Origin of the sequence: Clavibacter vidaverae, assembly GCF_047529985.1 — a bacterium.
Taxonomy (GTDB): Bacteria; Actinomycetota; Actinomycetes; order Actinomycetales; family Microbacteriaceae; genus Clavibacter; species Clavibacter nebraskensis_A.
Genome location: NZ_JBLJAM010000001.1, coordinates 1,100,368 through 1,114,687, shown reverse-complemented (window position 1 = coordinate 1,114,687; position 14,320 = coordinate 1,100,368). Strand labels below are relative to the sequence as shown.

The window sequence follows — 14,320 nt, the reverse complement described above, 5'->3', positions numbered from 1 at the left end:
CGGCGCGCCCCGCTACCATCGGGGGAGCCCGGCGCGCCCCGGCCGATCCGAGCCCCCCGGCGGGGCGGTGGTCCGGTCGGCGCATGCGCGCCCGGACCACGATCGAGGGGAAGACCGGATGCCGTCCGACGTGAGCCGAAGCGACCGCATCGTCGCCGTGGTCGTGGCCTACGACCGCCGCGAGCTCGTGCAGGAGACCCTCCGGGCCCTCGAGGCCCAGACGGTCGCGCCCGCCGCCGTGGTCGTGGTCGACAACGCCTCCTCCGACGGCACGGCCGACGTGATCCGGGAGCGCTTCCCGCGCGTCGACCTCACCGTCCTGCCGCGCAACACGGGCGGGGCGGGCGGATTCACGGTCGGCATCGCCCGCGCGCTCGCCGCGCACGCCGCGGACGCCGTCTGGCTCATGGACGACGACACGGTCCCGGATCCCGGAGCGCTCGCCGCCCTCGTGGCCGCGCGCCGCGCCGCGCCCGCGCGCACGGCGCTCCTCGCCTCGGCCGTCCGCTGGGTCGACGGCCGACCGCACCCCATGAACACCCCGCGCGTCCGACCCGGCGCGTCCCGCTCCTCCGTCCGGCGCGCGGCCGCGCATGGCGCCTACCCGGTGCGGAGCGCGTCCTTCGTGTCGCTGCTGGTCGAGGCCGAGGCGATCCACCGTCACGGCCTCCCGGTCGCCGACTACTTCCTCTGGAACGACGACTTCGAGTTCAGCACGCGCCTCCTCCGCCGCGGCCGCGGCTACGTCGCCTCGGCCAGCACCGTCGAGCACCGCACCCGCACGTTCGGCGCGGCCGACGTGGATCCGGGCGCCCGCTTCTTCTACGAGGTCCGCAACAAGGCGTGGCTGATGCGCCTGTCGCCGGCGCTCACGGCCCCCGAGCGCGTCCTCTACACCGGCGCGGCGCTGCGCGCGTGGACCCGCACGATCCTCCGGTCCGGCGACCGGCGCCTCCTCCTGTCCGGCCTCGTGCGCGGGCTGCGCACGGGACTGCTGACGCGGCCGCGGCCGAACGTCGAGGTCCTGGCGGGGCTCGGATCCGCGAGCGACGACGTCGCGCGCGTCGAGGCGGCAGCGGGGGCGCGCGCGTGACGGAGCCCTTCTCCCTCCTCCTCCCCGTGTACTCGGGCGACAAGCCGGACTACTTCGTGCGCGCGTTCCGCAGCTCGGTCGACCAGCAGACGCTGCGGCCGGACCAGGTCGTCGTCGTGCAGGACGGGCCGATCTCCGCGGCCCTCGCCCGCGCCGTGGACGAGGCCGTCGCGTCGTCGCCCGTGGAGGCGTCCGTCGTCCGCCTGGCGCGCAACGTGGGACTCGCGCACGCGCTCGAGCGCGGGCTCGACGCGTGCGCTCACGACGTCGTCGCGCGCATGGACGCCGACGACATCTCCCTCCCGGAGCGGTTCGCCCGCCAGCTCGACCTGATGGGCACGGGCCTCGACCTCGTGGGCACGGGCATGTACGAGTTCGCGGACGAGGTGGGCACCATCGTCGGCACCCGCACGCCGCCCACGGGCGCCGCCCGCATCGGCGGCTACGCCCGCTTCCACGACCCCTTCAACCACCCGACCGTCGTGTACCGCCGCTCCGCCGTCCGCGCCGCCGGCGGGTACATCGACATCGGCCTGATGGAGGACTACTACCTCTTCGCGCGCATGGTGCAGGCCGGCGCCCGGGTCGAGAACATCCCCGAGCCCCTCGTCATGTACCGCGTGAGCGACGGCGCCTACGCGCGCCGCGGCGGGCTGTCGCAGCTGCGGGCCGAGCTGCGCCTCCAGCGGGAGTTCCGCCGCCGCCGCTTCACGACCCCGTACCAGGCCGTGCGCAACGTCGCGATCCGCGGCGGCTACCGGCTCGTCCCCGAGCGCCTGCGCCGCTGGGCGTACGGCCGCGTCTTCGCCGGGGGCTCCGGCGCGGGTCGCAGCACCCCCTGATGCGGGAGGGTACCCTTGAGCCGTCGCGCCGCGACGACCCCCACAGACACGAAAAGGACCCGTTCTCCATGGCCCATGACCTCGTAGTAGTCGGATCCGGATTCTTCGGCCTCACGATCGCGGAGCGGGTGGCGGAGGAGCTCGGCCTCCGGGTGCTGGTCATCGACCGCCGCGACCACATCGGCGGCAACGCCTACAGCGAGGCCGACCCGGAGACGGGCATCGAGGTCCACCGCTACGGAGCGCACCTCTTCCACACGTCCAACGAGCGCGTGTGGGAGTACGTCAACCGGTTCACGGAGTTCACGCCGTACGTGCACAAGGTCTACACGAACCACCGCGGCGAGGTCTTCCCGCTGCCGATCAACCTCGGCACCATCAACCAGTTCTTCCGCGCGGCGCACGGGCCCGAGGACGCACGCCGCCTCATCCAGGAGCAGGCCTCCGAGCTCGAGGCCGGCGACGCCCGCAACCTCGAGGAGAAGGGCATCAGCCTCATCGGCCGCCCCCTGTACGAGGCGTTCATCCGCGACTACACCGCGAAGCAGTGGCAGACGGATCCCACGGAGCTGCCGGCCGAGGTCATCTCGCGCCTCCCCGTCCGCTACGACTACGACAACCGCTACTTCAACGACGCCCACGAGGGCCTGCCCGTCGGCGGCTACACCGCGTGGATCGAGCGCATGGCGGACCACCCGAACATCGAGGTCCGCCTGAGCACCGACTTCTTCGACGAGTCGCAGGAGGTCACCAAGTCCTCCACCGTGGGCCGCGTCCCCGTCGTCTACACGGGCGCCATCGACCGCTACTTCGACTACTCGGAGGGCGCGCTCTCCTGGCGCACCCTCGACTTCGAGCGCGAGGTGCTGCCGGTCAAGGACCACCAGGGCACCCCCGTCATGAACTACGCCGACGCCGACGTGCCCTACACGCGCGTCCACGAGTTCCGCCACTTCCACCCGGAGCGCTCCTACCCGGAGGACAAGACGGTCATCATGCGCGAGTACTCGCGCTTCGCCGAGCGCGAGGACGAGCCGTACTACCCCGTCAACACGCCGGACGACCGCCAGGGCCTCCTGCGCTACCGCGAGCTCGCGGCGGCCGAGGAGGGCGTCTTCTTCGGCGGGCGCCTCGGCACCTACCAGTACCTCGACATGCACATGGCCATCGGGTCGGCGCTCACGATGTACGAGAACGTCCTCAAGCCGGTGCTCGCGCCGGCCGCGACGGAAGGATCCTGATCATGGCCGACGCGCTCATCGAGGCCACGGGCCGCGACGAGGCGCTGCTCCTGCAGCGCGTCATCTTCCCCACCGACCACGACCCGGACACCGTCCCGCTCTACGTGGACGCCGACTACTGGACGAGCATCCCGGTCGTCGACCGCCGCAAGCACGGCACGAACATGCAGGTCATCGACGCCGACCACGACCGTGCCGTCGTGCGCCTGTCGGACATCGGCATCCTGAGCGCGATGGACGGGCAGGGCGGCTTCCGCGTGCCCCGCCGCCGCAAGGTCTCGTTCGGCACCTACTTCAACGCGTTCCCCGCTGCCTACTGGCGGGCGCACACGTCGCTCGAGGCGGTGGTCCTCGAGGTCATGACGGAGGGCCAGGGCCAGGTCATCGTGTACCGGTCCAACGCGCGCGGCGTCATCCAGAAGGTCGAGGGCCGCATCCTCGACGGCGCCGCGACGAGCACGTTCGAGCTGCCCTTCACGAACTTCGCCGACGGCGGCTGGTACTGGTTCGACCTCGTGGGCGAGGAGGCCGACCTCTCGCTCGTGCAGGCGGCGTGGTTCGCCCCCGAGGGCACCCGCACCCGCACCGGCTCGACGGGATCCGTGAGCCTCGCCGTCACGACGCTCAACCGCGCCGAGTACTGCGTGAAGCTCCTCACCGACATCGGCGCCAACGCCGAGGTGACCCGCCTCATCGACAACATCTTCGTCACCGACCAGGGCACCCAGAAGATCGTGGACCAGCCCGAGTTCCCGCGCGCCGAGGAGCTGCTCGGCGGGCGCCTCCGCGTCATCGACCAGGCCAACCTCGGCGGATCCGGCGGCTTCTCGCGCGGGATGTACGAGACGCTCCAGGCCGGCGAGTCCGACTACGTGCTCGTGCTCGACGACGACATCACCATCGAGCCGGAGAGCATCCGGCGCGCGCTCAAGTTCGGGGACTTCGCGGTCAAGCCCACCATCGTGGGCGGCCACATGTTCGACATGTACGACAAGGGCAAGCTGCACGCGTACGCCGAGGGCTTCGACATGTGGAACTTCATGTGGGGCCCGGTCACGCCGACGCGCCACGACTTCCCCTCGTCGAACCTGCGCCAGACCCGGTGGATGCACCGCCGCGTCGACGCCGCCTACAACGGCTGGTGGATGTGCCTCATCCCCGTCGAGACCATCCGCGAGATCGGCCTGTCGCTGCCCGTGTTCATCAAGTGGGACGACGCCGAGTACGCGCTCCGGGCCCGCGAGCACGGCGTGCCCACGGTCACCCTCCCCGGTGCGGCCGTCTGGCACGTCTCGTGGGTCGACAAGGACGACTCGCAGGACTGGCAGGCGTTCTTCCACGCACGCAACCGCCTCATCGTGGCGCTGCTGCACTCGCCCTTCCCGCGCGGCGGCCGCCTGCTGACGGCCAACCTGGCCACCGACGTGCGCCACCTCGTCTCGATGCAGTACTTCGCGCTGGCCGCGCGCCACGAGGCGTACCGGAACGTCCTCCGCGGGCCGCGCGGCCTGCACCAGGACATGGTGACGCGCCTCGCCCGCACCAGGGAGCTCGCCAAGGGCTTCACTGACGGCGTCGCGATCAAGGACCGGGACGACCTCCCCGCCGTCGAGGGAGCGCTCGCCTCGCGTCGCCGACCGCGCCAGTACCGGGCGCCGAACGCCCTCACCCGGCCGATCTGGCTGGCCCGCGTCGTGCTGCGCCACGCCTTCACGCCCGTGAAGCCGTCGGCCCAGACCGCTCCGGAGGCGCACCTGGCCTTCGCGGACGCGCGCTGGTGGGTCGTGCCGAACTACGACAGCGTGCTCGTCTCCAACGCCGAGGGATCCGCGGCGCTCCTGCATCGCCGGGACCCGGCGACGTTCCGCCGGATGCTCGTCACGAGCATCGTCCTGCGGGCCAGGATCCTCGCCAGGTGGCCGCAGCTGCGCGCCGCCTACCGCGCCGCCCTGCCGCGCATCACGAGCGAGAGGGAGTGGGCGAAGAGCTTCGGCCTCACCCCGCCGCGCGACGGACGCTGATCCTCGGCTCCGACCACGCCCACGGCCCGACGCGCACGCGTCGGGCCGTGCCGCGTCACGGGGGCGCCGTCCCCGCCGTCGCTCCGCGGATCCCCGCGGTCGGACGGCGCGCGACCACCGGTTAGCATGTCCCAGCGGGGCGCGCGTCAGCGCCCCCGGGAGCGGGGGACGGCAAGTGCGACGGATGAGAGGGTCCGCGCGTCGGACGGTGGCGGTCATCGCCGCGGTCGCGACAGCGTGCGGGATCATGATGGCGGGTGCCGTGGGCACGCGGGACGCGGCCGACGCGGCCGACATGTCCGGCTTCCGCGCCGGCGCGATCATCTCGGACGCGGTGTTCTTCGACGAGGGCACCATGAGCGCCCCGCAGGTGCAGACCTTCCTGGCGCAGCGCAACCCGTCCTGCCGCTCGGGCTACACGTGCCTCAAGGACTACCGCCAGGACACCTTCTCCCGCGGCGCCGACCCGATGTGCGGCCCCTACCAGGGAGCGCGCAACGAGAGCGCCGCCGACATCATCGCGAAGGTCGGCCGGGCGTGCGGCATCAACCCGCAGGTCCTCATCGTCCTGCTGCAGAAGGAGCAGGGCCTCGTCCTGTCGACCGCCCCCTCGGCGCGCGCCTACCGGTCGGCCACCGGGTACGGCTGCCCCGACACCGCCGCGTGCGACGAGCAGTTCTACGGCTTCTACAACCAGGTCTACAAGGCGGCGTGGGCGTTCCAGCGCTACTCCAACCCCGCGGGCACGGGTCCCGGCACCTCGTGGGGCACGCGCTACACGCGCTACGCCAAGGGCACGACGGTGCAGGTGCTGTACCACCCCGACGCGTCGTGCGGGAGCAGCGCCGTCTACATCTCCAACCAGGCAACGTCGAGCCTCTACTACTACACGCCCTACCAGCCGGACCGGGCGGCCCTCGCCTCGTCCTACGGATCCGGGGGCGGCTGCTCCTCGTACGGCAACCGGAACTTCTTCGCGTACTTCACCGACTGGTTCGGCTCGAGCTCCTTCGACGTGAGCGGCTGGATCGGGGACAAGTACCGGGCCGTCGGGGGCGCGTCGGGCATCCTCGGCGCGGCGACCGGGCCGGAGCGGGCCGTGCCCGGCGGCGCGGCGCAGGACTTCCAGAACGGCAGCATCGTCTCGTCGTCCGCGGGCGCCTTCGTGGTCCGGGGCTGGATCCGCGACGCCTGGAACCGCGGCGGCTCCTCCGGCGGGCCGCTCGGATCCCCGCTGGCCGACGAGCAGTCGATCTCCGGGGGAGCCGTCCAGCGGTTCTCCGGCGGGTCCGTCTACTCGTCCGCGGCGGGCGCCTACGCGGTGCGCGGGTGGATCGGCGACCGCTTCACCGCGGCCGGCGGCGCCGGCGGCGTGCTCGCCTTCCCCTCCGCCGACGAGGTGGCGGTACCGGGTGGCGCCCGTCAGGCCTTCGCGGGCGGCGACGTCGTGTCGTCCTCTGCGGGCGCGTTCGTCGTCCGGGGCTGGATCGGCGACCGCTACCGCGCCCTCGGCCGCGACTCGGGCCTGCTCGGCTTCCCGAAGGCGGAGGAGAAGCAGGTCGCGGGCGGTGCGTACCAGGACTTCACCGGCGGGCTGGTCTCGGCCACCGCGAGCGGCACGAGCACGGTGCGGGGGTGGATCGCCGACGCCTACCGTGCGCGCGGCGCCGCCGCCGGGGCGTTCGGGCTGTCCACCGCCGACGAGCGACCCACGTCGCAGGGAGCGCAGCAGCAGTTCCAGGGTGGCCGCTTCTACTCGTCCTCCCGTGGCGCGTTCGGCGTCCGCGGCTGGATCGGCGACCGCTACGCGGCGGCGGGGGAGCAGTCCGGCGTCCTCGGATCGCCGACCGGCATCGAGACCGCGGTGCCCAACGGCGCGAGCCAGCGCTTCGCGGGCGGCGGCATCTACTCGTCGGCGCGCGGCGCGTTCATCGTGCGCGGCTGGATCGGCGACCGGTACGTGGCGCTCGGCGCCTCGAGCAGCAGGCTGGGCTCGCCGATCGGCGAGGAGCGGGCCTCGGGCGGCGACGTCGTGCAGGAGTTCACCGGCGGCCGCATCGTCGTCGGGGCCCAGGGCGTCCAGGTCGTCTACAACTAGGTCGATCCGCCCCGAACCCGACCCTGACGAGGACCGTGCGCCGATCGGCGCACGGTCCTCTGTCGTCGTGCCGTGCGATCGGGCGACTCGGCGCCGCTCAGGCGGCGGAGGCATCACCGGCCTCCGCGGCCGGGGAGCACGTGGCCCGGCTCGGCTCGAGGCGCCCGCCACCCCTCCGCCGGACCGGCGCGGGGGACGGGTGACGGAGCCTCTCCGCGAGCGGGCGCGCCCACGTGGGGGCGCGCCCCGCGTCACTCCGAGGCGCCGTGCTCCCGGTCGTACTCGACGATCTGCGACACCGGCTCGAACGGCGTGCGCCAGCCCCAGGTCGACACGCGCTCGACCGTGAGGTCGTACGCGTCGGCCGCGTAGGGGTAGTCGAAGAGCTGCACGCGGCCCCAGGAGCTGCCGGCGCCCTCCATGTCGGAGGCCAGGGTGACCACGGTGGAGGAGCGCTCCACGCCGGCCAGGGATCCGCCGCGGCGCTGCACCCAGATGTTGTCGGGACCGCCCTCGCCGAACGTCGTCGCGAGGACGGGGCGCTCGATGATGCCGTGCGCGATGGACACGGGTCGCTGGCACGGGAACCAGAAGGACGAGGTCCACGTGACGGCGGTCGGCGCGTCGGGCGCGGCGAGGTCGTTGAACGACACCGGGTCGACGAGCGTCGGGGCGGTGAACCCGAACCAGCCGTCGGCGCCGGTGGTGCCGTCCTCCGCCTGCAGCCGGATCTCGTCGCCCGGCGACAGCCGGGACGGGTCCAGGGCGATGGTGCGCCAGCCCGGCCGGTCGACGGTGTCCTCGACGGCGACGCCGCCGAGGTCGACGACGCGGTCGTCGGCGTCCCGGATCTGCAGCCGCAGCCGGTCGGCGTCGCCCGTCGCCAGCTCGCCGCCGACGAGGACCGCGATCCGCTGGCGATCGGTCGTCTCGGGCACGCGGTACCACGGGGTCGTCATGCGGCCGACGGTGTCGCCGCCCTCCGCGTAGCTGCCCCAGAGCGCGACGCCGTCGGCGAGGGCAGGCGGCGGGTCGGACGCCGGCCAGCCGGCGCCCAGCGCGAAGGGCGCGCTGCCGGCGGCGTCGGCCTCGGAGCCGTCGGCGACCGGGAGGGGCCGTCCGGCGCTCGCGTCCCACGTGGTGATGGCCGCACCGGTGAGGCACTGCGACCCGTCTGGGTCCTCGAGGTTCACGGCGCCGACCGAGTAGCCGTCGAGCCCGCGCGCGGCGGCGAGCGAGAACGTGCCCACGAGGTAGCCGCCCGTGACGATCGCGAACACCGTCGCGAGGGCGGTGACGGACCAGAGGCCGCGCGGCTCGGACCAGGACCGACCGGCGCGGCGCTGCACGACGACCGCGACGGCGACGACCGCCACCGCGACGAGGACCCAGATCGGGAGCGCGCCGAAGTGGATGGGTCCGAAGCCGGGCGCGCGCCCGTCCCCGAACATGCCCTGGCCCCAGGCGTAGGCCCACGCGTTCGGGCCGTGCAGGGAGAAGACGATGACGGGCACGAGGCTGGCGACCGCGAGGGGCGTCAGCCACCACGGCGCGCGGCGGCCGTGCAGCAGGCCCGTGACGATGCCGGGCGCGAGCACGAGGATCAGCGTGACGAACAGCGGGCCCACGGAGGAGATCGCGCCGAAGTGGTGCGTCCACTTGCTGGGGGTGATCCACAGCAGGACGAACGAGAGCGCGAGGCCCCAGCCGGCGAGCTCGAGGGGCGCGGGGATGAGGCGGGCGGCGCGCGGCGACATGCGGGACGCGGCGTACGTGGCCACCCACCAGATCAGGAGCACGAGGGCGAGCAGGACGACGGACCGCTTCGCGTACGACCCCATGGGGATGTCGTTCATGAGCAGTGCGTACCGCGACCACTCGTTGAGCCACGTGAGCGGCGTCTCGACCGCGGCGAAGCGCTTCGGGCCGGTCAGGGCGTCCGAGAGCGTGGCGTCGGCGAAGGCCGCGAACAGGGCGACGGATCCCACGGAGAGGACCGCGACGGTGCGGGCGGCCGCGGCGAGGCGGGAGCCGCCCCGGTAGGCGAGCCGCCAGAACCCGGGGATGCCGAGGAGCAGCGGCGCGAACGCGACGACGCCCGTGGGGTGGGCCGCGAACGCGAGTCCGGCGGCGAGGGCGGCGAGCGCGGCGGGCAGCAGCGTCCCGCGGTCGCGCGAGCGCAGGACGAGCGCGACGACGACGACCCCGGCGAGGGAGCCCAGGATCTCCGGCCGGCTGCCGATCGTGTACGACAGCCACCAGATGAGGAACGTCGCGGCGAGGAGGCCGCGTGCCCACAGGCGGGCGCGGCGGGAGAGGCGGACGGCGGCCCGCTCGAGCAGGTGGCGGGTCACGAACCAGGCGGCCACGCCCGCGACGAGCGCCGGCACGCGCAGCCACACCGGCGAGCGTCCGCCGAGCTCCTGCCAGGCGCCGAGCAGCTGCCAGAACCAGGTGAAGGGCGTGAACGACTGGTTGAACATCTGGTAGTAGTTGCCGACGAACCCGGCGACGCCGTCGTTGAGGGACATGGCGGCGTAGTAGCCGTCGTCGTCGGTCATCGGGCCGATGAAGATCCAGAGCGTCAGCAGGGCGACGACCACCGCGTCGACCGGACGCAGGGCGCGGAGCGCGCGGGCCGCACGGCCGCGGCGCGGACCCGCGCCCCCGGTCGTGGACGAGGCGGCGGCGACGGCGTCCGCGGACGCCCGTCCCACGGGCTCCTGCCCGTCCGCCTCGACGGCCGAGGCGGCCGCGCGGTCCCGGCGTCGGCGGCGGTCGTCCCGGGCGAGGAGCACGAGGGCGGCGACGAGGCTCAGCCACATCAGCACCATGATCGCGACCTTGATGCCGCTGGGGGTGCTGTCGAAGTCGTCGACCACGTGCACGCCGACGGTCAGGTCCGAGGGCGCGTCCACCGAGGTCACGCTGCTGGCCAGCGCGTCGATCTGCGGGGGGAGGGTGCCGGGCAGATCGACGACGCGGGTCCCGTCGGCGTCGAGGGTCAGCCCGTGCACGTCGGAGTGCAGCGCGTAGGACACGTCGTCGCCCGCGGTGAGGGGGATGCGCTCGGTGGTGCCGGAGGCCTGGAGGGTGAGCGTGGTGCCGCTGGCGGTGAGGACGAGGCCGTCGGTCGCCGCCTCGGGCTCGGCCGGGTCGATGGTGGCGAGGAGCACGCCGTCGTCCGTCGCGGCGGCCGCATCGACCGCGCGGGACGTGAAGGAGGCATCGATCGAGTGCGGCGTCTGGTTGGTGAGGAGGAGCGACGTGGAGCGGATGTCGGACGCGTCCTGGGGCCATGCGACCCGCACGTCGGCGGTGTCGACGGGGGCCAGCGCGAGCAGGCCGCCCGAGGCGATGGCCACCGCCCCGAGGAGTCCCGCGAGGAGCGCGGGCCCCGGCCGTCGGGAGGCGCTCCGGGGGGTCGCGGGGGAGGCGGACGCGGGCGCGGGGGAGGAGGACGGCACAGTGACCCGAGGGTACAGGATCGGGTCGCCCGGATCCCGGACGGTAGCCTGATGCGATGACCGCCCTCCCCAGCGCCTCCCGTCGGGCGCTGCTGGTGATGGGAGCCACGGTCGTCACGGGCCTCGTCACCTACGTCTTCCTCGGGATCGTCTCCCGCGGGGTCGCCGCCCTCGCCCCGGACGCCGCCACCGGCGACGCCGCGTTCGACATGTTCTCCGTGTTCTGGTCCGTCGCCCTGGTCGTGGGATTCGGCCTCTTCCTGCCGGTCGAGCAGGAGCTCGCGCGCCTCGGCGCGCACGGCCGCGACGTCCGGTCGGCCGTCCGGGCCGCCCTCGGGCTGTCCTCCGTCGTCGCGCTCGCGGGCGTCGTCGTGGTCGCGGCGGCCTCGCCCCTCCTCCTCGGCGCGGGGATGCCGCTCGGCCTGGTGGTCGCGTACGCGCTCATCGCGCCCGTCTCCGCCCTCCAGTTCACCGCGCGCGGCGCGATGGTGGCGCGCGGCGACGTCCCCGCGTACTCCCGCGTCCTGCTCGCCGACTCGGGCCTGCGCGTCGTGCTGGCCCTCGCCGCGCTGCTCCTCCTCACGCTGACCGGACTGCCGGACGCCGTCGCGTGGTTCGCCGCCGCCCTCCTCGCGGCCATCGGGCTCGGCCACGTCCCGGTGCTGCTGCGGATCCGCGCCCGCGCCGCGGATCCCGCGCCCGCCGCCACGCCGCCCGCCGCCGCGGCCGATCCCGCCCTCGTCGCGGTCGAGGGCGCCGTGGTCGACGAGGCGGGGCTCGGCTCCGACGACTCCGCGGGACGCACGGTCGGGCAGGGGATCCGGCGCGCGTACCTCGCGCTCCTCGGGGCCGGCGTCTGCGCGCAGCTCCTCCTCAACGCCGGGCCCGTCGTCATCGCGGCGCTCGACCGCACGGTGGGGACCGCCGGCGCCTTCCAGGCCACCTTCAGCGTCGCCCGCGTGCCCCTCTTCATGCTCGTCCCGCTGCAGGGGCTCATCGTCCCCCCGCTGGTCGCCTACGTGCGCCGCGGGGAGACGGCGGCCCTCATCCGCCGCATGTCGCTCCTCGCGGCCGCGATCGCGGGGGTCGGCGTCATCGCCGGCGCGGTCGCCGCACTGGTGGGGCCGTGGGTGATCACGCTCGTCTTCGGCACCGGCCGCTCGCTGCCGTCGCTCGACGTCGGGATCCTCGTGCTCGGCGTGTTCGCGCACGTCGGCCTCGTGATCGGCACGCAGGCCCTCATCGCCACCGACCGCCACCGCGACTCGTCCCTGGCCTGGGTCATCGCCCTGGCCGCGGCCGCCGCGGCGACCGCCCTGCTGCAGGGGCCGCTCGGCTGGTCCACGGCCATCGCGGCCGGCTTCGGCGCCGGATCCCTCATCGGCTGGATCACGGCGCTGCTGCGGCTGCGCGCCGTCGGCACCCGACAGGCCCGCCTCGCGCGGGCGCCCACGAACAAGGAGACCCCGTGACCGACGTCGTCATCGCCCTCACCTACTACGCCCCCTACGTCAGCGGGCTCACCAACGTGGCCCGGGACGTCGCGGAGGGCCTCGTGGAGCGCGGCCACCGCGTGACCGTCGTGACCACGCGGCACGACCCCGAGCTCCCGGTCGAGGAGACGATCTCGGGCGTCCGGGTGGTGCGCACGCCCGTGCTGCTCCAGCTCGGCAAGGGCGTCATCAGCCCGGCCTTCATCCCCACCGTGCTCCGCGAGGCCCGCCACGCCGACGTCGTGAACATCCACGCGCCCATGGTCGAGGCGGGGCCGCTCGCGTGGCGCGCGGCGCGGATCACGCGGGTCGTCACCACGTACCACTGCGACGTCGACCTGCCGAGCGGCATCGTGAACGCGGTCCAGCGCACCGTCATGGACCGCTCGAGCGTGCTCGCGGCACGCAGCTCGACGCGCGTCGTGGTCACGAGCGACGACTACGCCGACCACTCGCGCATCGCGTCCGCCCTCGTCCGCGGCCGCGCCGTCATCGCGCCGGGCTGCCACGACCGCAGCGGCGGACGCCCGGCCTTCCGCGAGACCGACGGCCTGCACGTCGGCTTCCTCGGCCGCATCGTCGAGGAGAAGGGCATCGAGTACCTCGTCGAGGGGTTCTCGGCGCTCGACCGGCCCGATGCGCGCCTGATCATCGGCGGCGACTTCTCCAAGGTCGCGGGCGGCTCGGTCATCGATCGGGTGAAGGAGCGCATCGCGGGCGACGACCGGATCCGCCTGCTCGGCTTCGTCGCGGACGAGGACGTCCCCGACCTGTACGCCAGCGTCGACGCGTTCGCCCTGACCTCCGTGAACGCGTTCGAGGCGTTCGGGATCGTGCAGGTGGAGGGCATGATCGCGGGCGTGCCCGCGGTCGCGTCCGACCTGCCCGGGGTCCGGCAGCCCGTCCGGACGACGGGCTTCGGCGTGGTCGTGCCGCCCCGCGACGCCGCCGCCATCACCCGCGCCCTCGAGCGGATCGCGGGTCGCACGGACGACGTGCCGGCCATGGCCGCGCGGGCGAAGGAGCTGTACGGGGTGGAGACCGCCACGCGCGCCTACGAGGAGCTGTTCGCCTCGCTCGCGCGCTGACCGGGCGGGACGCCCGGCCGGGGATCGGGCTAGATGGCCCCGGGCTGCACGTACAGGCCGATCCCGAGGATCACGAGCCAGATGCCCGCGAGCACCTGCAGCATGCGGTCGCCGAGGGCGATCTCCTCGGGCGCCTGCGCGTCCCCGCGGTCGATGTGCTGGCCGTAGCGCAGCACTGCGAGCACGAACGGTGCGACGGACACGGAGAGCCACAGGTTGCGCAGGTCGGTGAACAGCTCGAAGGCCCAGAGGCTGTAGCCGAGGATGAGGATCGTCGCGGCCGAGTGCCAGATGAAGCCGAGGTAGCCGAGCGTGTAGCCCTTGAGGGACCCGCGGACGTCGCCCTGCAGGTCCGGGTTGCTCGCGAGCTCGCCGTAGCGCTTGCCCGAGACCATGAGGAGCGAGCCGAAGACGGCGACCAGCAGGAACCACTGGCTGAGGACGACGCCGGTGGCCGCGCCGCCGGCGATGGCCCGCAGCAGGAAGCCGGAGGAGACGACGGCGATGTCGAGGATGGTGATGTGCTTGAGCCAGATGCAGTACGCGATCTGCACGAGCTCGTAGCAGAGCACGACCGCGGCCAGCTCGATGCCGCCGGCGAGGGCCACGCCGAGGCCGGCGAGGAGCAGCACCGCGGCGACCGCCACGGCGACCGGCACCGGGACGACGCCGGCGGCGATCGGCCGCGACCGCTTCCGCGGGTGCGCCCGGTCGGCCTCGACGTCGAGGATGTCGTTCAGGAAGTAGATGCCGGAGGCGGCGAGGCAGAAGGCGACGAACGCGAGGAGCGCGCGCACGAGCGAGGGCTCGAAGAGCGCTCCCGCGGCGACGGGGGCGGCGAACACCAGGACGTTCTTCATCCACTGGCGGATGCGCGCGGTGCGGATGACTCCGCCGATGACCGACGTGCTGCTGCCGCCGGGCGTGCGGGGGACGAGGTCTGGTTCGCTGATGGTGGTCCTCCTGGTCGGGCGATC

At 73.8% G+C, this 14,320-nt stretch carries 9 protein-coding genes; 7 read left to right on the top strand and 2 right to left on the bottom strand.

Annotated elements, in window-relative coordinates:
* Positions 1-130: 130 nt before the first annotated feature.
* The 5 genes from ACMT9T_RS05135 to ACMT9T_RS05115 all read left to right on the top strand — a co-directional run bounded on the left by ACMT9T_RS05135 (position 131) and on the right by ACMT9T_RS05115 (position 7,295).
* Entirely contained in the window at positions 131-1,093 is a 963-nt protein-coding gene (locus ACMT9T_RS05135; protein ID WP_414744534.1) for a glycosyltransferase, read from the top strand.
* Positions 1,090-1,935: a glycosyltransferase gene (locus tag ACMT9T_RS05130; protein WP_414744533.1), complete on the top strand. Its 846-nt coding sequence runs from the start codon at positions 1,090-1,092 to the stop codon at positions 1,933-1,935. Before ACMT9T_RS05135 ends, ACMT9T_RS05130 begins: the two co-directional genes overlap by 4 nt.
* A gap of 68 nt (positions 1,936-2,003) precedes the next feature.
* A complete protein-coding gene (glf, locus tag ACMT9T_RS05125) occupies positions 2,004-3,176 on the top strand; it encodes a UDP-galactopyranose mutase (RefSeq protein ID WP_414744532.1) in 1,173 nt (390 codons plus the stop codon).
* 2 nt (positions 3,177-3,178) lie between these two features.
* Entirely contained in the window at positions 3,179-5,197 is a 2,019-nt protein-coding gene (locus ACMT9T_RS05120; protein ID WP_414744531.1) for a glycosyltransferase, read from the top strand.
* A gap of 208 nt (positions 5,198-5,405) precedes the next feature.
* Positions 5,406-7,295, top strand: coding sequence for an LGFP repeat-containing protein (locus ACMT9T_RS05115; protein WP_414744530.1), 1,890 nt, complete (start codon positions 5,406-5,408; stop codon positions 7,293-7,295).
* A gap of 251 nt (positions 7,296-7,546) precedes the next feature.
* Here ACMT9T_RS05115 and ACMT9T_RS05110 read toward each other — a convergent pair whose 3' ends face one another.
* Positions 7,547-10,762 (bottom strand): arabinosyltransferase domain-containing protein, encoded by a 3,216-nt coding sequence (locus ACMT9T_RS05110; RefSeq protein WP_414744529.1) that lies wholly within the window; start codon positions 10,760-10,762, stop codon positions 7,547-7,549.
* A 56-nt stretch (positions 10,763-10,818) separates the two neighbouring features.
* Between ACMT9T_RS05110 and ACMT9T_RS05105 the strand changes: the two genes are divergently transcribed.
* The gene (locus tag ACMT9T_RS05105; RefSeq protein WP_414744528.1) at positions 10,819-12,234 is read left to right on the top strand and encodes a polysaccharide biosynthesis protein; all 1,416 of its coding nucleotides are present in this window, start codon (positions 10,819-10,821) and stop codon (positions 12,232-12,234) included.
* Positions 12,231-13,343, top strand: coding sequence for a glycosyltransferase family 4 protein (locus ACMT9T_RS05100; RefSeq protein WP_414744527.1), 1,113 nt, complete (start codon positions 12,231-12,233; stop codon positions 13,341-13,343). Before ACMT9T_RS05105 ends, ACMT9T_RS05100 begins: the two co-directional genes overlap by 4 nt.
* A gap of 29 nt (positions 13,344-13,372) precedes the next feature.
* Here ACMT9T_RS05100 and ACMT9T_RS05095 read toward each other — a convergent pair whose 3' ends face one another.
* Positions 13,373-14,242, bottom strand: a complete 870-nt coding sequence (locus tag ACMT9T_RS05095; RefSeq protein WP_414745859.1) for a decaprenyl-phosphate phosphoribosyltransferase — start codon at positions 14,240-14,242, stop codon at positions 13,373-13,375.
* Positions 14,243-14,320: the final 78 nt, after the last annotated feature.